Origin of the sequence: Bradyrhizobium agreste, from assembly GCF_016031625.1 — a bacterium.
GTDB lineage: Bacteria > Pseudomonadota > Alphaproteobacteria > Rhizobiales > Xanthobacteraceae > Bradyrhizobium > Bradyrhizobium agreste.
In genome coordinates this window covers 99,909-123,987 of record NZ_JACCHP010000004.1, presented here as the reverse complement: position 1 = coordinate 123,987, position 24,079 = coordinate 99,909, and the positions used below count along the sequence as shown (strand labels likewise).

The window sequence follows — 24,079 nt, the reverse complement described above, 5'->3', positions numbered from 1 at the left end:
CGGCGAAGCCCTTTTTTTCGAGGCTCCGATGCTCGATGTGCCCCACGCAACGACGACCGAACACAACGAGACCCATTTCGATCTTCGCAAGGAGGCCGAAGCGGCCGGGATCACCGACACGCTGCAGCAGCTCGAGCAGGAGCTGGTCGGATTGAAGCCGGTGAAGAGCCGCGTGCGCCAGATCGCCTCGCTGCTATTGATCGAACGTATCCGGCAGCGCGCTGGATTGGTCTCTGCACCGCCGACGCTGCACATGTCCTTCACCGGTAACCCCGGAACCGGCAAGACCACCGTCGCGCTGCGCATGGCCAAGATCCTGCACGGTCTCGGCTTCGTGCGGCGCGGGCAGGTGATCTCGGTGACGCGCGACGATCTCGTCGGCCAGTATATCGGCCACACCGCGCCGAAGACCAAGGAGATCCTGAAGAAGGCGATGGGCGGCGTGCTGTTTATCGACGAGGCCTATTACCTGCATCGTCCCGACAACGAGCGCGACTACGGCCAGGAGTCGATCGAGATCCTGCTCCAGGTGATGGAGAACCAGCGCGAGGACCTGGTCGTGATCCTCGCCGGCTATGGCGAGCGCATGACGAGCTTCTTCGCCTCGAATCCCGGCTTCCGCTCGCGCATCGCCCACCACATCGAATTTCCCGACTATGCAGAGGCCGAGCTGCTCGTCATAGCCGAGCTGATGCTGAAGGAGCGTGGCTATCGCTTCTCGACCGCGGCGCGCGAGGCGTTCGAGAAATACATCGCGCTGCGCCGGACCCAGCCGTTCTTCTCCAACGCGCGCTCGATCCGCAACGCCGTCGACCGCATCCGGCTGCGGCAGGCCGATCGCCTGGTGTCCGATCTCGATCGCATGCTCGATGTCGCCGACCTCGAAACGGTCGATCCCGCGGACGTCCTGGCGAGCCGGGTCTTCAGCGGTGGCGCCGACACGCGGAGTGCAAAGTCATGACCAAGGAGATCCTCATCGCTCCCTCGATCCTGGCCGCCGATTTCGCCCGTCTCGGCGAGGAGATCACCGCGATCGACGCGGCTGGCGCCGACTGGATCCATTGCGATGTGATGGACGGCCACTTTGTGCCGAACATCAGCTTCGGTGCCGATGTCATCAAGGCGATCCGGCCGATGACGAAGAAGGTCTTCGACGTGCATCTCATGATCGCCCCGGTCGATCCCTATATCGAGGCGTTCGCGAAGGCCGGAGCGGATGTCATTACCGTTCATGTCGAAGCAGGCCCGCATCTCGACCGCTCACTTCAGGCCATTCGCGCGCTCGGCAAGAAGGCCGGCGTCAGTTTGTGCCCGGCAACGCCGGAAGCTGTCGTCGAATATGTGCTCGACCGCATCGACCTCGTGCTTGTCATGACGGTCAATCCCGGATTCGGCGGCCAGTCGTTTCTCGAGTCCCAGATCGAGAAGATCGGACGAATTCGAACCATGATCGGCGACCGGCCGATCCGGCTCGAGGTCGATGGCGGCATCACCGGCGACACTGCGGTGACCGTTGCCGCGGCCGGCGCCGATACGCTCGTCGCGGGCTCTGCAGTATTTCGCGGCAAGAATTGCGCAGAATATGCCGCAAACATCGCAGCCATTCGCCTCGCAGCAGAGGCGGCGCGGGTTACAAGACTGCAGGATATTTCCGCACAGGCGCTACGGACCAGGGAGACTTCGCGTATCCGCTAGATTGCTGACCACACCGCTCCGGTGCCGGTTGTCTCAAACCGTGGCAATTCTCTCCGGGCTTTTACGGGACTCCCGTGCAAAAGCCGTCCCTTCCTTCAGGCCGGGCTAACCACGTCTTTGAGACGAACGCACGATTAACGCTCGCGCAACTCTAGTCGTCTCAATCTCTGGTTTAGGAGCGCAAGAGGCACGCGGATGCGGACTGGAACAATTTGCGGGCATGACGTCTGCGTGCGACGTGGAGCGATGATGTGAGCCTACATCGCTTGTACGCAGAGCAGCTTCGTTGCGCGACCGACGCAACTGGGCAGGTCGATCTCGACAAGCTGGGCGAGCTCGTCAGCGCGGCCTACGAGACCCGTGAGCGTCAACGCATCACGGACGGGCGCGCGCAAGCGCAGGACGAGGCCGAGCAGGATTTGTTGCGGACCCGCGAATTCCTCGACACCATCATCGAGAACATCCCGATCGCCGTCTTCGCGAAATGCGCAACGAGTTCGCGCTACATCCTGCTCAACCGAGCCGGGGAAGGCTATTATGGCATGCCGCGCGAACAGATGCTGGGGCGAACGCCCGAACAGATCTTCCCGGCCGACGTGGCCCGCGTGGTCAACGAGCAGGATAGACGCGTCGTCGCCAGCGGCATGCCGATGTCTCTCGAGGAGCATCTGCTCGAAGTAGGCATCAAAGGCCGCGACCGACTGGTCAATTCACGCAAAATGCTGATCACAGATGGCAACGGGGATCCGCAATATCTGGTCGGCGTGATCGAGGACGTCACGGAGCGCGTCGCCACCCGGCAGCGCATCAGCCATCTCGCGCAGCATGATGTGCTCACGGACTTGCCGAACCGCAGCGCCTTCAACGCGGCGCTCGACGAACGGCTGGAGCGGGCGGAGGAGGCGTCGACCAGCTTTGCGGTGCTGAGCCTCGATCTCGACCGCTTCAAGGAGGTCAACGACGTGTTCGGTCACCCCGTCGGCGACATGCTGATGCGGGCGGCGGCCGACCGGCTCGCCGCGGAAGCCGAAGGCGCCTTCGTCGCCCGCATCGGCGGCGACGAGTTCATGATTTTGATGCCCGACGATGCCGGCCGTGAGGACGTTCTGGCGCTGGCCGAACGCCTGGTCGAGACGATCGGCAAGGAGCTCGAGGTCGACGACTATCTCTCCCACGTAAGCCTCAGCGTCGGCATCGCGTTCTATCCGGACGATGGCGTGAACGCCGCCACGCTGCTCGCCAACGCCGACTCGGCCCTCTACCGCGCCAAGCGCGAGGGCAGGGGCCGGGTCCGCTGCTTCGAATCCGAGATGGACCAGGAGCTGCGCGACCGCAGGCTGTTGCAGCACGACCTGCGGCAGGCGCTGGAGCAGAACCAGTTCCTGGTCTATTTCCAGCCGCAGGCGCGGGTGGATGGCGAGGTCATCGGCTTCGAGGCGCTGCTGCGTTGGAACCATCCGACGCGCGGCTTCGTGCCGCCGGACCAGTTCATTCCGCTCGCGGAAGAGAACGGGCTGATCGTCGAGATCGGCGAATGGGTCCTGCGTGAGGCGTGCCGCGAGGCGGCATCCTGGCCGCGGCCGCTGCAGGTCGCGGTCAATCTATCGCCGGTCCAGTTCCAGGCCGGCGATCTCGAGCGTTCGGTCCACCAGATCCTGTTGGAGACGGGGCTGACGCCGACGCGGCTCGAGGTCGAGATCACCGAGGGCGTGCTGATCGGCGATTTCACCCGCGCGCTCAATCTGCTGCGGCGGCTGAAGGCGCTCGGCATCCGCATCGCCATGGACGATTTCGGCACCGGCTATTCCTCGCTGTCCTATCTGCAGTCGTTCCCGTTCGACAAGATCAAGATCGACCGCAGTTTCATCTCCAACCTGGAGGCTACAACGCAATCGGCCGAGATTGTCCGCGCCGTCCTGAGCCTTGCGCACGCCCTGAAGATCCCGGTGATTGCCGAGGGGGTGGAGACGGAAGCCCAGCGCGCCTTTTTGGCCCGCGAGGCCTGCGAGGAGATGCAAGGCTATCTCGTCGGCCGGCCCGACCTGATCGAACGCTATCTCGACCTGGTCGGCGTCGCCGTAGAGCGCCGCCTCTACGCCTAGCGTTGGGTACCTGGTTCCAGGCGGACGTTTGGAACTAAAACCTTAGCGGCGCTTCTCGAAAAAATAACTTGGTTCGGGCGCGTTGTGGGCGCAGCAAATGTTTTGCATAAACGCCATTGGCCTGACGCAAATCAGGGCAATAAGCCTGTGAACGCGAGGGAGGGTCTCATGGAGAACGTACGTCGCTACCGGGCGCTGGCGTCCCTCTGCCGTCAGCAGGCGGCCTACCGGCCGCTGCAGAACTGGGAACTCCTCGGCCAAGCCGAACATTTCGAACATCTCGCCGAAATCGAGCTCAAGGCGCACTTCGCCGCGTGTAACGGGCATCGCGACGAGGACGCCGCCGCGCGGGCCACGAGGGAGGCTCCCGTCGCGGCGTGACGGCGCCAAGCCGGCTCATCAATGGGACATCAGCGTCGGGACCGTCATGGCTTCCAGCATGGCGCGGGTGACGCCCCCGAGAACGCGCTCCTGCAACCGCGAATGGCCGTAGCCGCCCATCACCAGCAGATCGAGACTCTCGTCAGCCGCCAACGAAAGGATCGTCGGCTGAATGTCGGCGCGCGTGGCGGTCAGGCTCACTGTGCGGGTCGACAGTCCGCGCCGGCCGAGATGTCTGGCCAGACCGCTCGCTGAAGCTTCGCGGGCTACGGCGTCGGTCTCGTTGACGCTGATGATCACGATCTCGGCGGCGCGCGCCAGGAACGGGGCTGCATCGCGCATGGCGCGGGCAGCGAGCCGGCTGCCGTCCCAGCAGATGCCGATCCGGTTCGCCTTGAAGGCTCCGCGGAAGGTGTAGGGCAGGAACAGCACCGGGCCGCCCGACTGGAACAGAATCTCGCTCGGCATGTCGTTGTCGAACGAGCCTTGCGCCGGATCGGGCTGGAGCACGATGCTGAGATCGTGCAGCCGTGCCATCTCGCCGAGCGAACCGGCGGCATCCGCCGGGATCGCGCCGAGTGCGTGGCAGGTATAGGAGATGCCGGCGTTCGCCGCCTCGCTCTTGAATACCGCAAGCGCAGCCTCGGCCCGCTCCACGGCACGCTCGCGTTCCAGCTCGAACACGGCCGCCACCGCCGCGCCGCCTTCCATGACGTAAGCCGTACTGGTGGCGACATAGCCGACCGCGACCACGTCGAGATGCGCGTTGAGGTTCGCCGCGAGCGAGATCGAGCCGTCGATCGCGGGACGCATGGGACGTTCAGTGGGAATGTGGACGAGAATGTCTTTGTACATGGCGCGCCTCCAGTGGACATCATCCGAGGAGCGCAGTTTTTTCACTGCGCAAGGGAAGCGTGTTGAGCTGCATCAAACGTCCGGATTGCCTGCTGCGTCGGCTCAACCGTTCTTTGCCGAGATTTAATCGGACGGACGGGACGCCGTAAGGTGGCAGCGACCATGTTGAGGGCAAGGCGACACCAGCTCAACATGGACATTTCGACATGAACGATCGCGTCAATTCCGACATCACCACGCCTCGCAAGATCTTGCGGCCACGCCGGCTCGCGCTACTCGGCACCGTGGCCGCGCTCGGCGTGGCCGCCCTGGCCATTGCACCGGGCATCTCGCCGTACGGCATCAACGCCTTGATTGCGCCGGCGCAGGCGGCCGAAGCCGCCGCGACGCCGCCCGGCTTCGGCGATCTCGTCAGCAAGGTCAAACCCGCAGTGATCTCGGTGCGGGTCAGAATCGATCAGGACAACGACAAAAGCGCGATGCTGCAGCAGAACCGCATGGGTTCGGACGAGGACACGCCGTTCGACCAGTTCTCGCGACAGTTCGGCTTTCGCTTCCCTGGCGGCGCGAACGGCATGCCGCGCCAGCGCCACCAGATGATCACGGGCGAAGGCTCCGGCTTCTTCATCTCCGCCGACGGCTATGCCGTGACCAACAATCACGTCGTCGATCACGCCGAGTCCGTGCAGGTGACGATGGACGACGGCACGACCTACACGGCGAAGGTCGTCGGCACCGATCCGAAGACCGATCTCGCGCTGATCAAGGTCGACGGCAAGAAGGACTTTCCGTTCGTCAGATTTTCCGACCAGAAGCCGCGCATCGGCGACTGGGTCGTCGCGGTCGGCAATCCCTTCGGTCTTGGCGGCACCGTGACCGCCGGCATTGTCTCGGCCAGCGGCCGCGACATCGGCAACGGTCCCTATGACGACTTCATCCAGATCGACGCACCGATCAACAAGGGCAATTCCGGCGGCCCGGCCTTCGACATGAACGGCAACGTGATCGGCGTGAACACTGCGATCTTCTCCCCTTCGGGCGGCTCGGTCGGCATCGGCTTCGATATTCCGGCCTCGACCGCCAAGCTCGTCGTTGCGCAATTGAAGGACAAGGGCGCGGTCACCCGGGGCTGGCTCGGCGTGCAGGTGCAGCCCGTGACGTCGGATATCGCCGAGAGCCTCGGCCTCAAGGAGGCGCGCGGCGCGATCGTCGACAATCCGCAGGATGGCAGCCCGGCGGCGAAGGCCGGCATCGAGGCGGGGGACGTCATCACCGCCGTCAACGGCACCGCGATCAAGGACTCCCGCGATCTCGCCCGCACCATCGCCGGCCTGGCGCCGGGTACGTCCGTGACGCTCGATGTCTCCCGCAAGGGCGACAGCAAGACGGTGACCCTGGCGCTCGGCGAATTGCCGAACGAGCGGCAGGCCAAGGGCAATAGCAAGGGCAATGCCGACGAGGGCAGGGGGCAGCCGGGTGCCGGCACGCCGCGCCTCGGCCTCAGCCTGGCGCCCGCAGGTGACGTCCAGGGCGCAGGCCAGAAGGGCGTCGTCGTCACCGAGGTGGATCCGCAAGGCCCGGCCGCGCAACGCGGCATCCGGACCGGCGACGTCATCCTCAATGTCGGCGGCAAGGCCGTCAGCAATGTCGACGAGGTGCGCTCCGAGCTGGCGCAGGCCAAATCGTCGGGCAAGCGCAGCGTGCTGCTTCAGGTCAGAGGCGCGGAAGCCACCCGCTTCGTCGCGGTGCCACTCGCCTAACGCGAACCTCGACCGCTACAAGTCCAGAAAGGCGGCCTCGGGCCGCCTTTCGCACGCGCAATCAAGCTCGCCAAGGCCCGATAACATTCTCGTTAACGGCAGCGATGGTGACGCGGTGCGTCCGAAAAAGCCGTGATCGCTGATCACACTCGCAAGGCGCCTCGGTGCTTCTGCGGCAACGTCGCCACTGAAAGGGGTTGCAAGCGTGGAACTTCGAACCTCCCGGCGCTTTGTGGAACTCGCCGGTGGTTCACATGTGATCGGTGCCGACATGGATCGATTGAAGCTCTCGCTCAGGAGTGCGCTGCTGGTGGCGGCATTGGTGCTCTCGGGCGGAAACGCGCTCGGGCGCGACGACGGCCGCTACGCGAATTCCCCTCTGAAGCCATGGTTCGACAGTTTGCGCAGCCATCTCGGTCCGTGCTGCTCGGATGCGGACGGTTTCGCCGTCGCCGATCCCGATTGGGAGTCGCACAACGGGCGCTACCGTGTCCGCCTCGACGGGCAGTGGATCGACGTGCCGGATGAGGCCGTCATCACCGAGCCGAACCGGGCGGGCCGCACCATGGTATGGCCGGTCAAGACTGCGTTCGGGATTTCGATCCGCTGCTTCATGCCGGGCAGCATGATCTGAGACCGGTCAGCGCGACCGTTTGGATGATTTGCGCTTCGATGATTTCTTCGACGACGTCCTCGACGATTTCTTGGACGTCTTCTTGGCGCTCTTGCGCTTCGAAGCCTTCTTCGGGACCTTCTTGCCCTTCTTGCGTGCCTTCGACAGCCCGATCGCGATGGCCTGCTTGCGGCTCTTGACGCGGCCGCCGCGCCCGCCCCGGCCGCTCTTCGCGGTGCCCTTCTTGTAACGCCGCATCTCGCTGGCGACATCGCTGCCCGAGCTGCGTGAGTAGCGGCGTTTCTTTGCCTTGCGTGCCATGCCTGTTCTCCCTCGGAAGAGGAGAACCATTCGGCACAGCCATGGTTCCGGGAGCGTGGACCGCGCAGCCTAGAAGGAATTTGCCAGCTCGATCTCCGCTTCCAGCGCCTGGATGCGTCGGGCCGCCTCGCTGAAGGACAGATCCCGCGCATATTGGCCGGGCTGATAGGCCTCTTCGCTGAGCCGCTTCAGCTTGAGACCCTGTGCCCGCGTCATCTGCTCGCTCAGGAAAAATTTGGCGTCGTATTTACCTTGAACCTGCATCTGGCTTCTCCGTCCCGAAATCGTGACTTGACTATATGTTCTTATTTTGTTCTAACAAGCCATGGACAACAGAATTAATGAAATTCGACGTAAAATCAGAGCCTTGAGGCTGGAGATGGCCGACGTCGAGGCGTCGGTGCGCGACCTCGTCGAGCGCGATCGCGACTGCACGGAAAGGGCCCTGGCGCAGATGGACCTGCGCCGGAAAATCAACCTCTTGATTGCCGAATGGAGGGCGGCCGGCGGTAGCGACGTGCTGCCTGACGTCCGCGACCGGGTGCGGCTTCGTGCCGTGAAGACAGGCGGCAATCCCGCGCGCGCAGCCGAGCGTCCCTGAGATCGTGGGCGCCAGATACTGAGGGCCGAGTGTCGAACCCACGATAAGGCATAGAAGACGAAAGGGCCTCCCGATGCGGAGCTTGCGTCACGCACGCTTCAAGTTTGGTCGTCCTCGGCCAGGATAAACACGGCGCCGGTGAGCGTCGCGCCGATCGCGAAGGTCGTCACCAAGATGATGGTGAAGACTATGGCGGCCTGGCTTCCGCCATTGTTCAGCAGGTTGGCGACGGCTGGATTGGACAGGACGAGCGCGAGGCTGAAGGTGAGGCCGAGCGCTGCGCCCATCATCGCATGCGTCATCAGCTTGATAAGGCCGCTGGCGGAGATCAGCTCAGACGACTTCTTGGTGCGCATGGGACGGCATCCCGACTGCCAAGCCAACGCGCATGCGATTCCCTGGTTCCGTTCCGCGGAAGGAATTGTTACCACCCGCTTCATCCGGCGTTCATGCGGGGCTTGCCAAGATGGGCGCCAGCAAAACGGGAACATCGATATGGGTAAGGTCGTCTTTCTTTACCGCTCGCTGGCCTATCGCAACGCAGCCGCGGACATCCTGCGCAAGGCGCGCAAGCTCCCGCGTGGCGCGGAGCGGAGCGCGGCTCGCCGCTACGCCCGGGCGCTGCGCGATCTCGCGCGAACGGAAGCCTGGCTCGAGGGGCGCATCGCGCGTGAACCGCGCACCGCTCAGCGCAAGACGAGCGCAGCGTCCGGCTAGCCGGATGCGCGCTGCAATTCGGCAGCGCCCGCGGTGTCGAACTTGCCAGGTGCAGCCGTCGCGGTCTTGCGTGTCAACGGCACCTCCAGACGGCACAACAGGCCTTCGGCGCGCCAATCGAACTGCGCCTGTCCGCCAAGCTGGGACTCGATGCTCGCAAGCAGGCTTCGCGTGCCGAAGCCGCGCGATTTCGGGGTCTTGACCAGGGGGCCGCCGGATTCCTCCCAGCTCAGCGTGAGCAGCTCGTCGTCGACCTGCCAATCGATCGCGAGCCGCCCCGATCGGGTGGATAGCGCGCCGTACTTTGCCGAGTTGGTGAAGAGCTCGTGCAGTGCGAGCGCCAGGGTCTGGGCCGTCGCCGGCAGCAACTGAACTTCGGGCCCTGCCAGTTTGATCTGGTCGCCGAGCGAATAGGGCGCAAGCTCCTCGTCGATGAGCCTGGAGAGCTCGGCGCCTTGCCAGCTCGACAGCGACAGGATGGTGTGCACGCGCGCCAGCGCATTGATGCGCCCCTCGACGGCGTTGACATAGGCCTTGACCTCGTCGGCCCGGGTGAGGCGCACGATCGACTGCGCCAGCGCCAGCGCGTTCTTCGCGCGATGATCGACTTCCCGCGCCAGCAGGTTCTGCCTCTCTTCGGCGCGCTTGCGCTCGGTGATGTCGACGGTAACGCCGCTGACGCGCACCACGCGTCCGCTCTCGTCCGTGGTCGCGGCCGCCGTGCCGACGCACCAGCGCACCTCGCCGTCGGGCCGCATGATGCGGAACTCCGTCTCGTAGGCGCGCGTGCCCTTGTTGAACTCGGCGATCGCCTTGCGCAACTGGTCGACGTCGTCAGGGTGCAACAGGGCCTGAACGTTGGCCGGATTGACCTCGAAATTCTCGGGACTGACGCCGAAGATCCGGTATTGCCCCTCGTCCCACATCCAGTCGCCGCTGATCCAGTCCCAGTCCCAGGACCCCATCTTGCCGGCCGCGATCGCCATGCTCCGCCGCTGCTCGCTCTCGCGCAGCTTCGCGGTGGAAGCTTCCAGTTCCGCGGTGCGGGCGCGGACGCGGTCCTCGAGCTCGTGGTTCAGCCGTTCGAGCTCGCGCGTCTTGCGGTAGAGCTCGGCAAACACCTTGATCTTGGCGCGAAGTACCTCCGGCACGACCGGCACCGGCACATAATCGACCGCGCCCATCTCGTAACCGCGCAGCCGGTCGATGTCGCTGACCTGGATGGCCGAGATGAAGATCATGGCGGTCTTCTGAAAGCGCGGATGCTCGCGGATCATCGCGGCGAGCTCGAAGCCGTCGAGCTCGGGCATGCAGACGTCGACCAGGATCACCGCGATCTCGGTCTTGAGCAGCACCTCCAACGCCTCGCGGCCCGAGGAGGCGATCACGAGGTTCTCGCCGAGATCCTTCAGGATCACTTCGTAGGCGAGCAGCTTGGCCGGCTGATCGTCGACGAGCAGGATGTTGACCTTTTCCTGGTCCATACGCGGGCCCAACTCAGCGATGCAGCCACATGCGGATCGCAAGCAGCAATTGGTCGGTGTTGACCGGCTTGGCGAGGTAGTCGGACGCGCCGGCTTCGAGGCATTTCTCGCGGTCGCCCTTCATCGCCTTGGCGGTCAACGCGATGATCGGCAGACGGGCGAAGGCCGGGTTCTCGCGGATCACGCCGATGGTCTGATAGCCATCCATCTGCGGCATCATGATGTCCATCAGCACGATCGCGATCTCCGGATTGGATTCGACCAGTGTCACCGCCTCGCTGCCGGTCGTGGCCGTCAGCACCTTCATGCCGCGCCGTTCCAGCACGCTGGACAGCGCGAAGATATTGCGGGCGTCGTCGTCGACGAGCAGGGCGGTCTTGCCGATCAGGTCCTCGTCGGAACTGTTCAGCTTCTCCAGCATGCGCTGCTTCTCGATCGGCAGCTCCGTGATCACGCGGTGCAGGAACAACGCGGTCTCGTCGAGCAGGCGCTCGGGCGATTCCACGCCCTTGACCACGATGCTGCGTGCCATGGTGTGAAGCTCGGCATCCTCCTCGGCGGAAAGCTCGCGGCCGGTGAACACCACGACGGGGATGTTCGATAGCGACTCGTCGTTGCGGATCTGATCGAGCACCTCGAAGCCGCTCATGTCGGGCAGCCTGAGGTCGAGCACCACGCAATCGCAGGGCTGCTCGCGCAGCGTCGTGAGCGCGCCGGCCCCGGTATCGGTGGCCAGGATCTCGATGTCGTCGTGGTGCAGCAGCTCGCGGATCGAGAGCCGCTCGGCCTCGTTGTCCTCGACGATCAGGAGCCGCTTGCGCCGCGGCCGCGCATATTCCTTGATCTGCGTCAGAGCGGCCGAGACGCCCTCGGTCGTCGTCGGCTTGTTGACAAAGGAGAAGGCGCCGCGGGCCAGCGCATGCTGGCGATCCTCGTCGAGCGTGATGATCTGGACCGGGATGTGGCGGGTGAGCGGATTGTGCTTGAGCTGGCTCAGCACGGTCCAGCCTAGCATGTCGGGCAGGAACACGTCGAGGGAGACGGCCGTCGGCTGGTACTGCTTGGCGAGATCGAGGGCCTCGGCGCCGCGCGCGGCGACCAGAACCTTGAAGCCCTTGTCGCGGGCCAGATCGACCAGGACGCGGGCATAATGCGGGTCGTCCTCGACGATCAGGAGGATGGTGTCGCCGGGCTCGAGGTTGAGGCGGTCGTCCGGCAGCTGTTCGATAACGCGCTGCTGGTCAGGCGCCGCAGGCTGCAGCGCCGGCGGCTGGCTGTATTGTTGTGACGCCGGCGCCCGCGGCGCGAGGGTCGGGCCGGAATATTTCAAGGGTAGATAGAGCGTGAAGGTCGAGCCCTTGCCCGGCGCGCTGCGCAGGTGGATCTCGCCGCCGAGCAGGCTGGCCAGCTCGCGGCTGATCGCAAGGCCGAGCCCGGTGCCGCCGTATTTGCGGCTGGTGCCGGCATCGGCCTGCTGGAACGCCTCGAAGATCAGCTTCTGCTTCTCCAGGGGAATGCCGATACCGGTGTCGGACACTTCGAAGGCGATCACGGCCGGCGCCGAGTTCAGCACCGGATGATCTGTCCCCCAGCCGCCGACCGCGCCGGCGACCTTCAGGCGCACTTCGCCTTCGGCGGTGAACTTGAAGGCGTTGGAGAGCAGGTTCTTCAGCACCTGTTGCAGCCGCTTGGAGTCGGTCACGATGCTGCGCGGCAGATTCGGATCGACGTCGATCTTGAATGACAGGTTGCGGTTATCCGCCTCGTGCCGGAACGGCCGGCCGACGGTCTCGAGCAGGTTCGCGGTCAGGATTTCCTCGGCATCGACCGTCACGGTACCGGACTCGATCTTGGAGAGATCGAGAATGTCGCTGATGAGGTTGAGCAGGTCGGTGCCGGCGCCGTGGATGGTGCGGGCGAATTCGACCTGCTTGGCCGAGAGGTTGCCATCGGGGTTGTCGCTGAGCTGCTGTCCGAGGATCAGGATCGAGTTCAGCGGCGTGCGCAGCTCGTGGCTCATATTGGCGAGGAATTCGGATTTGTACTTGGAGGTCAGCGCGAGCTCGGTCGCCTTCTCCTCGAGCGCGCGGCGGGCCTGCTCGATCTCCTGGTTCTTGCGTTCCACCTCGACGTTGCGCTCGGCGAGCTGCTGCGCCTTCTGCTCGAGCTGGTCGTTGGTCTGCTGCAGCTCGCGCTGCTGCGTCTGCAGCTCGCCGGCGAGTTGCTGCGACTGCTTGAGCAGGCCTTCGGTCTGCATCGTGGCCTCGATCGAATTGAGCACGATGCCGATGGAGTCGGTGAGCTGCTCCAGGAACGTCATCTGCGAGGTCGTGAAGGAGACCAGCGAGGCGAGCTCGATCACGGCCTTGACCTGGCCTTCGAACAGGACCGGGAGCACGACGAGGTTCTTCGGTGCGACGCGGAACAGCGCCGAGTTGATCGGCACCACGTCCGACGGAATGTCGGAGACAACGCGCGGCCGCTTGTCGAGGGCGCACTGGCCGATCAGGCCTTCGCCGAACTGCAGCACCGGCAGATAAGGGTAGACTCCGTCGCTGGCGTAAGAGGCAAGCAGCAGGAGCTGGGGATCGTTCTCGTTTTCGACCTGGTAGATCACGCCGGTGTGGGCGTTCACCAGCGGCGACAATTCGGTGAGCAGCAGCCGGCCGACGGTCGTGAGGTCGCGCTGGCCCTGGAGCATGTTGGTGAACTTGGCGAGGTTGGTCTTGAGCCAGTCCTGCTCGGTGTTCAGCTCCGTCGTGAGACGGAGGTTGGTGATCATCGTGTTGATGTTGTCCTTCAGCTCCGCCACTTCGCCGCGGGCGTCGACCTGGATCGACCGCGTCAGGTCGCCCTTGGTCACCGCAGTTGCGACTTCCGCGATCGCGCGCACCTGCGAGGTCAGGTTGGCCGCGAGCAGGTTGACGTTGCCGGTGAGATCCTTCCAGGTGCCGGCAGCGCCGGGCACGTTGGCCTGGCCGCCGAGCCGGCCTTCGACGCCGACCTCGCGCGCCACCGAGGTCACCTGATCGGCGAAGGTCGCGAGCGTCTCGGTCATGTTGTTGATGGTGTCGGCGAGCGCCGCGACCTCGCCCTTCGATTTCACCGTGAGGTTCTGTTTCAGATCGCCATTGGCGACCGCGGTCACCACCTTGACGATGCCGCGCACCTGCTCGGTCAGGTTCGCCGCCATGAAGTTGACGGTGTCGGTGAGATCCTTCCACGTGCCGGCGACGCCGGGCACCTGGGCCTGGCCGCCCAGCTTACCCTCGGTGCCGACCTCACGCGCCACGCGCGTCACCTCGCCGGCGAAGGCGTTGAGCTGGTCCACCATGGTGTTGATGGTGTTCTTCAGCTCGAGGATTTCTCCCTTCACGTCCACCGTGATCTTGCGCGAGAGGTCGCCGCGCGCGACCGCCGTGGTGACTTCGGCGATGTTGCGGACCTGCGTGGTGAGGTTCGCAGCCAGGAGGTTGACGTTATCGGTGAGATCCTTCCAGGTGCCGCCGACCCCGGGCACGACGGCCTGGCCGCCGAGCCGGCCCTCGGTGCCGACCTCGCGCGCCACGCGCGTGACTTCGGCGGCGAAGGAGCGGAGCTGCTCGACCATGGTGTTCAGCGTATCCTTCAGGAGAAGGATCTCGCCGCGTACGTCCACCGTGATCTTCTTCGACAGGTCACCGCCGGCGATCGCGGTCGCGACCTCGGCGATGTTGCGGACCTGCGCCGTCAGGTTGGAGGCCATGAAGTTGACATTGTCGGTGAGGTCCTTCCAGGTGCCGGCGACGCCGGGCACTTCGGCCTGGCCGCCGAGCTTGCCTTCGGTGCCGACCTCGCGCGCCACGCGCGTGACTTCGCCGGCAAAGCCGTTGAGCTGGTCCACCATCGTGTTGATGGTGTTCTTCAGCTCGAGGATTTCGCCCTTCACGTCGACGGTGATCTTGCGCGAGAGGTCGCCGCGCGCGACCGCGGTCGTCACCTCGGCGATGTTGCGGACCTGGGCGGTGAGGTTGCCCGCCATCGAATTCACGGAGTCCGTCAAGTCCTTCCAGGTCCCGGCGACGCCGGGCACGTTGGCCTGGCCGCCGAGGCGGCCTTCGGTGCCGACCTCGCGCGCCACGCGCGTCACCTCGCCCGCGAAGCGGTTGAGCTGGTCGACCATGGTGTTCAGCGTGTCCTTGAGCTGAAGGATCTCGCCGCGCACGTCCACGGTGATCTTGCGCGAGAGGTCGCCGCCGGCGATGGCGGTGGCAACTTCCGCGATGTTGCGAACCTGGGCGGTGAGGTTGCCCGCCATCGAGTTGACGGAGTCGGTCAAGTCCTTCCAGGTGCCGGCGACGCCGGGCACGTCGGCCTGGCCGCCGAGCTTGCCGTCGGTGCCGACCTCGCGGGCGACGCGCGTCACTTCGCCGGCGAAGGCGTTGAGCTGGTCGACCATGGTGTTGAGCGTTTCCTTCAGCTGAAGGATTTCGCCCGAGACGTTCACCGTGATCTTCTTGGACAAGTCGCCCTTCGCCACCGCGGTTGCGACCTCGGCAATGTTACGGACCTGGCCGGTGAGGTTCGAGGCCATCGAGTTGACGCTGTCGGTGAGGTCCTTCCATGTGCCGCCGACGCCGCGCACCACCGCCTGACCGCCGAGCTTGCCTTCGGTGCCGACCTCGCGTGCCACGCGCGTGACTTCGCCGGCGAAGGCGTTGAGCTGGTCCACCATGGTGTTGATGGTGTCCTTCAGCTCCAGAATTTCACCGCGCACGTCCACGGTGATCTTCTTCGAGAGGTCGCCGCCGGCGACTGCGGTCGTCACCTCGGCGATGTTGCGGACCTGCGCGGTCAGGTTCGAGGCCATCGAGTTGACGCTCTCGGTCAGGTCCTTCCAGGTGCCGGCGACGCCGAGCACGTTGGCTTGGCCGCCGAGCCGGCCCTCGGTGCCGACCTCGCGGGCGACGCGCGTCACTTCGCCGGCGAAGGCGTTGAGCTGGTCGACCATGGTGTTGAGCGTCTCCTTCAGCTGAAGGATCTCGCCCGAGACGTTCACCGTGATCTTCTTCGACAAATCGCCGCTCGCGATCGCGGTCGCGACGTCGGCGATGTTGCGGACCTGCGCGGTCAGGTTCGAGGCCATGAAGTTGACGTTGTCGGTGAGGTCCTTCCAGGTGCCGGCCACGCCGGGCACCTGGGCCTGGCCGCCGAGCTTGCCCTCGGTGCCGACCTCGCGCGCCACGCGCGTCACTTCCGAGGCGAACGAGTTGAGCTGGTCCACCATGGTGTTGATGGTGTCCTTCAGCTCCAGGATTTCGCCGCGCACGTCCACGGTGATCTTGCGCGAGAGGTCGCCGCGCGCCACCGCGGTGGTGACGTTGGCGATGTTGCGCACCTGCGCGGTCAGGTTGCCGCACATCGCGTTGACGGAGTCGGTGAGGTCCTTCCAGGTGCCGGCCACGCCCGGCACGATGGCCTGGCCGCCCAGCTTGCCGTCGGTACCGACCTCGCGCGCCACGCGCGTCACTTCGGAGGCGAACGAGCGCAGCTGATCCACCATCGTGTTGATGGCTTCCTTGAGTTGCAGGATCTCACCGCGGACGTCGACCGTGATCTTCTTGGAGAGGTCGCCATTGGCGACCGCGATCGTCACCTCGGCGATGTTGCGAACCTGGTTGGTCAGGTTGTTCGCCATCGAGTTGACGCTCTCGGTGAGGTCCTTCCAGACGCCGGTCACCTCCGGCACCTGGGCCTGGCCGCCGAGCTTGCCCTCGGTGCCGACCTCGCGCGCAACGCGCGTCACCTCGGAGGTGAACACGCCGAGCTGCTTGATCATGGTGTTGACGATGGTCGCCGACTGCAGGAATTCGCCGCCGAGCGGACGGCCGTCGACGTCGAGCTTGACGGTCTGCAGCAGGTCGCCTTGTGCGACGGCCGCGACGGCGCGCGTCACCTCGCGCGTCGGCCACAACAGGTCGTCGATCAGCGTGTTAACCGAACCTTCCATGTCGGCCCAGGAGCCCGAGGCGAGGCCGAACTTCACGCGCTGGCGCGTCTTGCCTTCGCGTCCCACCACCTGACCGACCAGCTCGAGCTGTTGCGCCATGCGCTGGTTGGCGGCGATGATTTCGTTAAGAGTGTCGGCAATTTTGCCGTCAATGCCGAGATAGTCGCCGCTCATGCGCACCGAAAAGTCGCCGCTGCGCATCGCCTGCAAGGCGAGCAGCAGTTCTGCTCGGGAATCCGGCTCGGAAGTACCGTTGATTTTTGGCTTTGGGACGCGACGACCGGAGCGTGATGCAGTTCCGGGATCGAGGTCGCTCATACTGTTTCCCCCGCAGGCGTCCGCCGAATCCAAGGCAAGACGCGTTGGTCGAAATAAGAGCGTCAGCCAAATTCGAAATCAAGCGCCAACGTGTGGCGCCAGGAAATGGAACCAGCCTTGCTCAGCCCAATCGAGGTAACGACGATCCGCGGGTTTGGTTCCATGTGCTCCGGCAGGAAAAAGGCCGCGGGGGCGGGTCACCCCAGAGGCCCTCGTCCGCATGCATCCTTCGGAACGGAGCGCCGAGCCTGACGGTTAGCCAGCGCAGACAGGGAGAACGGACATGAAAGCAGCAATTGTCGCCATCGCGATCACCGTGCTGGCCGCGGGATCGGCGCTGGCGCAGGGCGGTGCGCCAAGCGGGCGCGGCTCCGTGACAGGCGACCCCGCTGCAAGCTCCGCCAACCCGCAGGCGGATACGCCGACCACCGGCGCGGCCACCCGCTCGAATCCAAGCGGAAGCGGCACGTCGTCTTCCGGCGGCAAGGACGACACCGGCGATGCGGGTCGCGACAAGATGCCGGAGAGCGACCGCACCGTGCGGCCGCAGAGCCAGCAACGACCGAGCGACAGGTAGAGGCTATTTGTCCGCCATGGTGCGCTCGGCGTCCCTGACCTGGGCACGCAGCAGCGGCAGTTGTTCGCGCGCGAACGCTGCGAGCGCCGCGTTGTCCGGCGCCGCCAGATAGCGCTCGAGCAGGCCGATGATGGATTCATACTCGGGAATCTGCGCGGCATAGAAACTTCTGACGTAGGCCGGACCATCCGACATTTCCGGCTCGACGAGGCTCGCGCTCGAGGATGTTGACCTGCCGAGGTGCAGTTCCGCGCCGATAGCCTCCTGGACCTCTCTCAGTTTCTTGTCGCGCTTGACCGCTTCCTCGGCGCGCAGGGCGGCGAGATTCTTGACCTCCGCGTTGCCCTTGAGGTCGGTGTTCTCGAGAAGTCCCTGTTGGAATCGACTGAAAGCGTAGACGCCGCTGATCACCTCGGTCGCGGAGGGTGGCCATTCGCCGGCCTTTCGTTCGCCACCGCTGTCGGCAGGCGCCGAGCTGCTGATGAATGCCAGGATGATTGCGGCGACAACTCGCATCGATATCAAATGGGTCACGGTGTGCGAAAGTTCCCTGACTATTACGATCCGGTAAGCGGCTTGCGAGGCAAGAGTTCCGTCCCCACGTCTTTGACATGAAACAGTCTGACATCTTCAGAGACAACGCCGACAATTGTCTTCAGCTCGCCGAGCGTGCCGACGGACAGCCCGCCCAAAAGCGCTATTCGCGCATGGCCGACGCCTGGACGGCACTCGCCAACGAGCAGGATTGGCTCGACGGCGAAGTTTCGCCTGTTCCCGTCGGTGCAGCTCCAAAGCAGAACGGGTGAGCTCGTCCGCGCGAACCTGCATGTGAGACCGCTCACGGAAGGGGCGCAACTGATTTGGCATCATCCGGGAACGTCGACTGCGGCGATTTCCAGTTGCAGAAGGAGGTTTGGCGATGGCTCCACGTCTGGCTCTGCTTTCCCTCATTCTCGCCTTTGGCGTCTCCGTCGCGTTCGCGACGGTGACGACGGTGCGACAGGTGCATATCGAGAACGCATCTGCCGTCCACGCGGCGCGCAGCTGATTGCTGCAGCGGAACATTCGCGGCCGCACTGCGTAAGCGCTCCGACACATCAGCAGAAGCGAGAGCGCATCATGGCCCATTCCGACCAAGGCATCGTCAAGAATCAGCGCGGAGAGGAGCAGCCGCGCGACAAGAAGCGTGCGCAATCCGTGCACAAGACGGATCCGAAAGGCTCACCCTCCCGTGAAGCGACGCGCGACCCCAAGCTGAACGACAACAGCAAGACGCCGGGTTCCGGCGCCATGCCGGACGGCTCGAGCGACGCCACAGGATAGCTCTCTCACGAGGAACGAAGTCGCGCGGGAAGAGTCGACGGATTGCTTCCGGCTGTCATGCCCCCGGTGCGCCGGAAGCAATCTCCAAGGACGGCCCTGGCACCTACCGTGCCGGGGCCGTTTGCTATGGACCGTGCTTCCGTGCGTTAGCCGCTACCGCCGCTCTCTGGATCCCCTTGGGTATGTCCGTCGGGCCCGCGGCCGAACACGCCGAAGCTGCTTGACTTGACGCCGGCGGTGGCATCGACGCCCACAGCGGCCAGTCCGAACTTCAGGAGCTCGCGGACTGCGGCCGCCCGCGTCGGCATGCGGTGTTTGAACCGGAAATCGTCAATGGCGGCCAGTTCTTCCGGCGAGAGCATGACCTGAAGGCGCTCGGCGCGAAGGTCGTTCATGGCGATCACGCAAATGAGTAAGTTGAGTAGTTTACTCAACGAACCAACTTGATGAGAGTTCCGCGAAAGCCGACAAACCCGCCCAATGAGTAAGAAAACAAAATAGAATCAATTATTTAGAAGAGCGCCGCCTGCAGCCGGCGCAATCGCAGCCTTCGACAGCGGCGAAAGCGAGCTAGGGCTTTACGAAGCGGGAGCCCGTTGCCGACGGCGAATGGCCTGATCGGCGCGATCTGTGCGAGACAATGCGAAGCTTGCGCCTGAGCCACCAGGCCGACACGGACACGACGGCCCAGACCGTCAGCGCGGCGATGAAAGCGAAGGCGGCGCTTGCCCCGACCACAATATGGAAGGTGGCGGCGAACGCAGCGAGGCCGATGCTGCCGAGTGCGGCGCCGGCGGCATCGAGCGCCGCGGCCTTCTGTCCGCGACGCCGCCCGCTCAGGCCCGCCTTCTCCTTGGCGTGGCGCTCGTGGCTTTCGATCAGCGTCGCGCTGGCGCAGAAGATGGCCGGAAGAGCAAGAAAGAGCCCGCCGACGGACAGGCCGAACTTCGAACCGATAACGCCCGCGAGCACCGTCGCACCGCCGCCGAGCACGAATCGAACGGCGTACTCGTACCACCGCGTCTGTTTCAGCGCCGATGTCGATAGCTTCACCAGCATCAGGCGGTACCTCCCAGGCCGACGAGCAGGCCGAAGGCGACCACGAGCCACGCAGCGAAGGCAACGATGGTTGCTGGAAGCGCGCCGACACGGAACCTCATCAGGAGGTGGCAGACGACGACGCTGTAGCAGGCGAGCGCGATGGCGCCATAGATCATCGTCCAGCTCTCGGCCGCAGCATATTGCGGGCCGTGCTGGACCACTGCGATGCCGAGGGTGGCAAGCGCCACCGACGGTGCGGCGCCGAGCAGCCCGGCAAAGCTCTTCGGCCGCAGCATGTCACCTGCGATCGCGAAGACGGATACGATCAGGCCACCGGCGACGAAGCGTACGAGATATTCGGTCATGGCCCTCCCTCCGAAGCCTCGCGGCGCCGGGGCCGTGACTTCGCCAGCGTCAACGGCCTGAACAGGCGCTCGACGACGATGCCGAGCGTGAAACCTGCCACGACGTCGCTGGCCCAGTGCGCGAGCAGCGCGAGGCGCGTCAGGGACAGCGTTACCGCAAACGATCGCACCAAATTGCGCGGGGCCGGCGGCAACAGGCCGGCAGCCGAGGCAAGGGCGCCCATATGTACGGCGTGACCCGAGGGAAACGCGTCGCGGGCCCGCCCCGAAACGGGAACACCGCGCCAGTGGCCGCTCACGGTCAGCCGGTCGGGCCTCGTCTGATCGAACACGGATTTCAGGACATGCGGCAACACGGCTGTCACCAGCGACACGACCAGGACGTGATCGGCCACGCGACGCTGCTGTGGATGCCGGAGGTGGGTGTAGAGCCATCCCGCCGCCGCCAGCGCGACCAGGATACGCTCGTCGGCGCCCCAGGTCATGGCCTGGGCGGCATGCTCGAGCCCCGAGTTGGTATTGTGCGCGATCTCGTTGGCGATCGCCGTATCGATCCGGGTGGGTTTGACTGTTACTAAGGCCATCGGTCCGTCGGCGACATTTCCTCCATGACAGTTTTGTAAAGCCTCGAAACAAGGAAAGTTCCTGGGCTAACCGGCAGGCACCGCCCAGGGGCAGCGCGATGACGTTTTCATCGCGCGCCAGGCAGGACGCCGGCAGGGCCGGCATCTCTCAGCAATGCGTTACTTCTTGGATTGGCCGACGCTCGGCGCCCTGCCGAGGTTCTTGGCCATGTCGAGGTGGTGCTTCAACGCCGGCAGCGTCTTGCCGGCCCAATCCTTGAGCTCGGCATTGTCACCGCCCTTGGCGTAACGCTCGAACAGCGACACGGCATCTTCATGCGCGCTGACTTGATAGGAATTATAGTCCGAGCCGAAGTCCTTGCCGCTCGCATTCTTGAGCTTGTCGATCTTGCTCTGATGCGAGCTGTCGAGCGCCGTCGGCAGCGTGATCTGGACCTTGCCATTGCCGACCAGTCCCTTGAGCTCGGTGCTCGTCTTGGTGTGATCGGTGATCATCTGCTGCGCGAAGGTTTTCTCTTCCGCGTTGCCCTTCTGCTGGGCGAGCTTGCTCGATTCGATCTCGAACATGTCGCTGATCGCGACCTGGGTGACGAAGTCTGCGGTCGCAGGCGCAACGCCGAGCGCCGAATTCACGCCGGTCTTTTCGCCCAGCGATTGGGCGAGCGCGGGGCCTGCGAGAACCATGCAGGCCAGGGCGATGATGGTGCGTTTCATGGTCAATCCTTCCCATAGGTCGCGCGGCCGCTTGCCGGCGACGTGCGCCGACCAACACGCCGCCCGAGCCGAGGTTCCTAACGGCTAATCCGTGGGATTCCGTCCGGTGCGCGGATTGATCGGATCTGTCGGCTTGCGTCGAAGCCGCTCGGGCAGGAACGGTTCGGCCGGCGTAACGGTTGCGTCGGCGCGTACATCAGCGTGGTGCTGCGCCTGCTCGTGGGATGTGCGGTTGTCGTTGATCCGGCGCTTGACGTCGAGACCGTCGACCGGATCGTTGACGCCGTGCCGGATGTCGCGGAAGTCACCCATGGCTCACCTCATTGCTTTCCGGGCAGGATCGATTCCAGCACCTGCCGCGCTGCTCCCTTGATCATCCCGCTCTCGTTCGGGTCGCCCTTCATCACGGCGAGCGAAAAGTTCTTGGCCTGCTGCAAGGTGATGTGCGGCGGCAGTGGCGGCACCTCGGGATCGGTTTTCACCTCCAGCACGACGGGCATCTCGCTTCCCAGCGCCTGCTCCCAGGCCGAGCCGAGCAGCTGTGGGCTGTCGACGAAGATGCCGCGCAGGCCGATCAGCTCGGCGAAGCGCGAATAGGAGACATCGGGAATGCGCTGTGACGCCTCGAACTTGGGATCACCGTTGATGATCCGTTGCTCCCAGGTGACTTGGTTGAGGTCCTCGTTGTTGAAGACGCAGACGATGAAACGCGGGTCCTTCCAGTCGCGCCAATACTTCGCAGCGGTGATCAGCTCCGCCATGTTGTTCATCTGCATGGCACCGTCCCCGACGAGCGCAATCACGGGGCGGTCCGGATGGGCGTATTTGGCCGCGAGCGCGTAAGGCACCGCAGCGCCCATCGAGGCGAGGCCGCCGGAGAGCGAGGCCGTCATGCCGCGCCGCATCTTCAGGTCGCGGGCGAACCAGTTGGCGCAAGAGCCGGAATCGCTGGTGATGATGGCGCGGTCGGGCAGGCGCGGAGACAATTCCCAGGCGACGAGCTGCGGATTGACTGGCGCGGCGGGCTGATGCGCGCGGGCATCCAGTGTCGTCCACCATGTCGCAACGTCCTCCTGGATGCCCTGGCGCCAGGCGCCGTCGCTCTTGGGCTTCAGCCGCGGCAGCAATGCGCGCAGCGTCTCAGTGGCATCTCCGACGAGGCCGACCTCCATGGGAAAGCGGATCGACATCATGCTGGCGTCGATGTCGATCTGCACGCCGCGCGCGCTGCCTTCCTTCGGCAGGAATTCGGCGTAAGGAAAGGCCGAGCCCACCATCAGCAGCGTGTCGCATTCCATCATCATGGTGTAGCTGGGCTCGGTGCCGAGCAGGCCGATCGAGCCGGTGACCCATGGCAGGTCATCGGGCAGCGCGGCCTTGCCGAGCAGCGCCTTGGCGCAGCCCGCCGACAGCCGGTCGGCGACCGCGATGACTTCATCGGTGGCGCCAAGCGCGCCGGCGCCGACGAGCATCGCGACCTTCTTGCCGGCATTGAGGATCTCCGCGGCGCGGTCGAGATCGGCATCACGAGGGACGATTTTGGGCGCGCTGTACCCGACGCCGGAATGCAGCGTGCCGTGGGCGCGCGGCGGGTCCTCGTAAGGCTCCTCCTGCAAGTCGTTGGGCAAGATGATGACGGTGGGAGTCCGCCGCGCCAGCGCAATCCGCACCGACCGGTCAATCAGGTGCCGCACTTGCGCGGGCGAGGAGGCCTGCATGACATAGGCGCCGGCGACGTCCTTGAACATGGAGAGCAGGTCGAGTTCCTGCTGATAATGGCCGCCCAACGCGTTGCGCGACTGCTGGCCGACAATCGCCAGCACCGGCTGGTGATCGAGCAGCGCATCGTAAAGCCCGGTGACGAGATGCGAGGCGCCGGGACCTGAGGTCGCAATGCAGACGCCGAGCTCGCCCGAGAATTTCGCGTAAGCGGTTGCCATGAACGCCGCCATCTCCTCGTGCCGCGCCTGCACGAAGCCGATCTTGCCGCCCGCCCGGTTCATCGCACCGAACACGCCGTTGATGCCGTCGCCGGGATAGCCGAAGACGTGGCGCACGCCCCATTGATGCAGGCGCTGAATGATGAAATCGGAGACGGTCTGGGACATTGCGGGCGGCCCTCTCTGTTGCGGCCTCGGGTGCCTCAGAGAACCGGTTCTTTGTGGTGATGTTCCCAAGCATCTACCGGAACACACGCCGGAACGATCACGCGCCCCGTTCGGTTGATTCATGAATGGCTGAGTGGAGAATCACGATGCTGAATCAGGGCGAACTGGACCGCAACGAGATGGGCCGGCTGATCGGAAGCGACAAGGTCGAGGGAACCGCCGTCTACGGCGCCGATCGCAACAAGATCGGATCAATCGAACGGGTCATGATCGACAAGATCAGCGGCAAGGTTTCTTACGCGGTGCTTGGTTTTGGCGGCTTTCTCGGCCTCGGCAATGATCATTATCCGTTGCCCTGGCAGTCGCTGAAATACGACACCGAGCTCGGCGGTTACGTGACTGCCATTACCGCCAAGGATCTGGAAGGCGCGCCGAAATACGGTGAGACGACCGACTGGAACTGGAGTGATGACGCCGCAGTGCGCGGCATCAACTCGTATTACGGCGTCCCCTTCGTTTGAGCCTGCGTGG

Annotated in this window: 27 protein-coding genes; 13 read left to right on the top strand and 14 right to left on the bottom strand. The window is 64.8% G+C overall.

All coding sequences use genetic code 11. From position 1 onward, the window contains the following. Nucleotides 1-28: 28 nt before the first annotated feature. The 4 genes from cbbX (at nt 29) to HZZ13_RS07490 (ending at nt 4,178) form a co-directional block, all read left to right on the top strand. On the top strand, nt 29-961 hold the full coding sequence (gene cbbX / locus HZZ13_RS07505; RefSeq protein WP_197959004.1) for a CbbX protein: 933 nt from the start codon (nt 29-31) through the stop codon (nt 959-961). After that, nucleotides 958-1,695 carry a ribulose-phosphate 3-epimerase gene (rpe, locus tag HZZ13_RS07500; protein ID WP_197959003.1) on the top strand — a complete coding sequence of 246 codons (738 nt, stop codon included), beginning with the start codon at nt 958-960 and terminating at the stop codon, nt 1,693-1,695. Before cbbX ends, rpe begins: the two co-directional genes overlap by 4 nt. Nucleotides 1,696-1,946: 251 nt before the next feature. Next, on the top strand, nt 1,947-3,797 hold the full coding sequence (locus HZZ13_RS07495; protein ID WP_197959002.1) for a putative bifunctional diguanylate cyclase/phosphodiesterase: 1,851 nt from the start codon (nt 1,947-1,949) through the stop codon (nt 3,795-3,797). Between the two features lie 168 nt (nt 3,798-3,965). Beyond that, nucleotides 3,966-4,178 (top strand): hypothetical protein, encoded by a 213-nt coding sequence (locus HZZ13_RS07490; protein ID WP_197959001.1) that lies wholly within the window; start codon nt 3,966-3,968, stop codon nt 4,176-4,178. An 18-nt stretch (nt 4,179-4,196) separates the two neighbouring features. On the opposite strand, the gene HZZ13_RS07485 is transcribed toward HZZ13_RS07490, so the two are convergent. Next, nucleotides 4,197-5,033, bottom strand: a complete 837-nt coding sequence (locus HZZ13_RS07485; RefSeq protein WP_197959000.1) for a universal stress protein — start codon at nt 5,031-5,033, stop codon at nt 4,197-4,199. Nucleotides 5,034-5,239: 206 nt separating this feature from the next. On the opposite strand from HZZ13_RS07485, the gene HZZ13_RS07480 reads away from it, so the two are divergent. Together HZZ13_RS07480 and HZZ13_RS07475 are read left to right on the top strand one after the other, a co-directional pair. Then, nucleotides 5,240-6,793, top strand: a complete 1,554-nt coding sequence (locus tag HZZ13_RS07480) for a Do family serine endopeptidase (RefSeq protein ID WP_197958999.1) — start codon at nt 5,240-5,242, stop codon at nt 6,791-6,793. A 271-nt stretch (nt 6,794-7,064) separates the two neighbouring features. Further along, nucleotides 7,065-7,427, top strand: coding sequence for a hypothetical protein (locus tag HZZ13_RS07475; RefSeq protein ID WP_197947655.1), 363 nt, complete (start codon nt 7,065-7,067; stop codon nt 7,425-7,427). A gap of 6 nt (nt 7,428-7,433) precedes the next feature. On the opposite strand, the gene HZZ13_RS07470 is transcribed toward HZZ13_RS07475, so the two are convergent. Next, nucleotides 7,434-7,727 carry a DUF6496 domain-containing protein gene (locus tag HZZ13_RS07470; protein ID WP_197958998.1) on the bottom strand — a complete coding sequence of 98 codons (294 nt, stop codon included), beginning with the start codon at nt 7,725-7,727 and terminating at the stop codon, nt 7,434-7,436. 69 nt (nt 7,728-7,796) lie between these two features. Beyond that, a complete protein-coding gene (locus tag HZZ13_RS07465) occupies nt 7,797-7,991 on the bottom strand; it encodes a DUF3072 domain-containing protein (protein ID WP_197947653.1) in 195 nt (64 codons plus the stop codon). Nucleotides 7,992-8,106: 115 nt separating this feature from the next. Here HZZ13_RS07465 and HZZ13_RS07460 point away from each other — a divergent pair, with 115 nt between their 5' ends. After that, a complete protein-coding gene (locus tag HZZ13_RS07460) occupies nt 8,107-8,328 on the top strand; it encodes a hypothetical protein (RefSeq protein WP_197958997.1) in 222 nt (73 codons plus the stop codon). Between the two features lie 98 nt (nt 8,329-8,426). Here HZZ13_RS07460 and HZZ13_RS07455 read toward each other — a convergent pair whose 3' ends face one another. Next, the gene (locus tag HZZ13_RS07455; RefSeq protein WP_197958996.1) at nt 8,427-8,684 is read right to left on the bottom strand and encodes a hypothetical protein; all 258 of its coding nucleotides are present in this window, start codon (nt 8,682-8,684) and stop codon (nt 8,427-8,429) included. A 139-nt stretch (nt 8,685-8,823) separates the two neighbouring features. On the opposite strand from HZZ13_RS07455, the gene HZZ13_RS07450 reads away from it, so the two are divergent. Further along, nucleotides 8,824-9,045: a hypothetical protein gene (locus tag HZZ13_RS07450; protein WP_197958995.1), complete on the top strand. Its 222-nt coding sequence runs from the start codon at nt 8,824-8,826 to the stop codon at nt 9,043-9,045. Here the strand turns inward: HZZ13_RS07450 and HZZ13_RS07445 are convergent. After that, on the bottom strand, nt 9,042-10,529 hold the full coding sequence (locus tag HZZ13_RS07445) for an HWE histidine kinase domain-containing protein (protein WP_197958994.1): 1,488 nt from the start codon (nt 10,527-10,529) through the stop codon (nt 9,042-9,044). The two genes, HZZ13_RS07450 and HZZ13_RS07445, sit on opposite strands and share 4 nt — an antisense overlap. Nucleotides 10,530-10,542: 13 nt before the next feature. Next, nucleotides 10,543-16,836, bottom strand: a complete 6,294-nt coding sequence (locus HZZ13_RS07440) for a HAMP domain-containing protein (RefSeq protein ID WP_197958993.1) — start codon at nt 16,834-16,836, stop codon at nt 10,543-10,545. Between the two features lie 283 nt (nt 16,837-17,119). Between HZZ13_RS07440 and HZZ13_RS07435 the strand changes: the two genes are divergently transcribed. After that, nucleotides 17,120-17,413: a hypothetical protein gene (locus HZZ13_RS07435; protein ID WP_197958992.1), complete on the top strand. Its 294-nt coding sequence runs from the start codon at nt 17,120-17,122 to the stop codon at nt 17,411-17,413. 3 nt (nt 17,414-17,416) lie between these two features. Here HZZ13_RS07435 and HZZ13_RS07430 read toward each other — a convergent pair whose 3' ends face one another. Next, on the bottom strand, nt 17,417-17,929 hold the full coding sequence (locus HZZ13_RS07430) for a DUF4142 domain-containing protein (protein ID WP_197959174.1): 513 nt from the start codon (nt 17,927-17,929) through the stop codon (nt 17,417-17,419). A 95-nt stretch (nt 17,930-18,024) separates the two neighbouring features. Here HZZ13_RS07430 and HZZ13_RS07425 point away from each other — a divergent pair, with 95 nt between their 5' ends. The 3 genes from HZZ13_RS07425 to HZZ13_RS07420 all read left to right on the top strand — a co-directional run bounded on the left by HZZ13_RS07425 (nt 18,025) and on the right by HZZ13_RS07420 (nt 18,736). Continuing rightward, complete coding sequence (locus HZZ13_RS07425; protein WP_197958991.1) at nt 18,025-18,219, top strand: hypothetical protein; 195 nt, start codon at nt 18,025-18,027, stop codon at nt 18,217-18,219. A 113-nt stretch (nt 18,220-18,332) separates the two neighbouring features. Further along, nucleotides 18,333-18,461 carry a hypothetical protein gene (locus tag HZZ13_RS37165; RefSeq protein ID WP_283817128.1) on the top strand — a complete coding sequence of 43 codons (129 nt, stop codon included), beginning with the start codon at nt 18,333-18,335 and terminating at the stop codon, nt 18,459-18,461. Nucleotides 18,462-18,532: 71 nt separating this feature from the next. Continuing rightward, nucleotides 18,533-18,736 (top strand): hypothetical protein, encoded by a 204-nt coding sequence (locus HZZ13_RS07420; protein WP_197958990.1) that lies wholly within the window; start codon nt 18,533-18,535, stop codon nt 18,734-18,736. 146 nt (nt 18,737-18,882) lie between these two features. On the opposite strand, the gene HZZ13_RS07415 is transcribed toward HZZ13_RS07420, so the two are convergent. The 7 genes from HZZ13_RS07415 to HZZ13_RS07385 all read right to left on the bottom strand — a co-directional run bounded on the left by HZZ13_RS07415 (nt 18,883) and on the right by HZZ13_RS07385 (nt 23,548). After that, nucleotides 18,883-19,131: a hypothetical protein gene (locus HZZ13_RS07415; RefSeq protein WP_197958989.1), complete on the bottom strand. Its 249-nt coding sequence runs from the start codon at nt 19,129-19,131 to the stop codon at nt 18,883-18,885. Between the two features lie 175 nt (nt 19,132-19,306). Continuing rightward, the gene (locus HZZ13_RS07410; RefSeq protein ID WP_197958988.1) at nt 19,307-19,795 is read right to left on the bottom strand and encodes a DUF3147 family protein; all 489 of its coding nucleotides are present in this window, start codon (nt 19,793-19,795) and stop codon (nt 19,307-19,309) included. Further along, entirely contained in the window at nt 19,795-20,142 is a 348-nt protein-coding gene (locus tag HZZ13_RS07405) for a DUF3147 family protein (RefSeq protein ID WP_197958987.1), read from the bottom strand. Before HZZ13_RS07405 ends, HZZ13_RS07410 begins: the two co-directional genes overlap by 1 nt. Further along, nucleotides 20,139-20,726, bottom strand: coding sequence for a phosphatase PAP2 family protein (locus HZZ13_RS07400; RefSeq protein ID WP_197958986.1), 588 nt, complete (start codon nt 20,724-20,726; stop codon nt 20,139-20,141). The genes HZZ13_RS07405 and HZZ13_RS07400 overlap by 4 nt, the downstream gene beginning before the upstream one ends. Before the next feature lie 159 nt (nt 20,727-20,885). After that, nucleotides 20,886-21,440 (bottom strand): DUF4142 domain-containing protein, encoded by a 555-nt coding sequence (locus tag HZZ13_RS07395; RefSeq protein WP_197958985.1) that lies wholly within the window; start codon nt 21,438-21,440, stop codon nt 20,886-20,888. An 84-nt stretch (nt 21,441-21,524) separates the two neighbouring features. Further along, the gene (locus tag HZZ13_RS07390) at nt 21,525-21,752 is read right to left on the bottom strand and encodes a hypothetical protein (protein WP_197958984.1); all 228 of its coding nucleotides are present in this window, start codon (nt 21,750-21,752) and stop codon (nt 21,525-21,527) included. Between the two features lie 8 nt (nt 21,753-21,760). After that, nucleotides 21,761-23,548, bottom strand: coding sequence for a thiamine pyrophosphate-requiring protein (locus tag HZZ13_RS07385; RefSeq protein ID WP_197958983.1), 1,788 nt, complete (start codon nt 23,546-23,548; stop codon nt 21,761-21,763). A gap of 146 nt (nt 23,549-23,694) precedes the next feature. Between HZZ13_RS07385 and HZZ13_RS07380 the strand changes: the two genes are divergently transcribed. Next, nucleotides 23,695-24,069 (top strand): PRC-barrel domain-containing protein, encoded by a 375-nt coding sequence (locus HZZ13_RS07380; RefSeq protein WP_197958982.1) that lies wholly within the window; start codon nt 23,695-23,697, stop codon nt 24,067-24,069. The last annotated feature ends 10 nt before the right edge of the window (nt 24,070-24,079 follow it).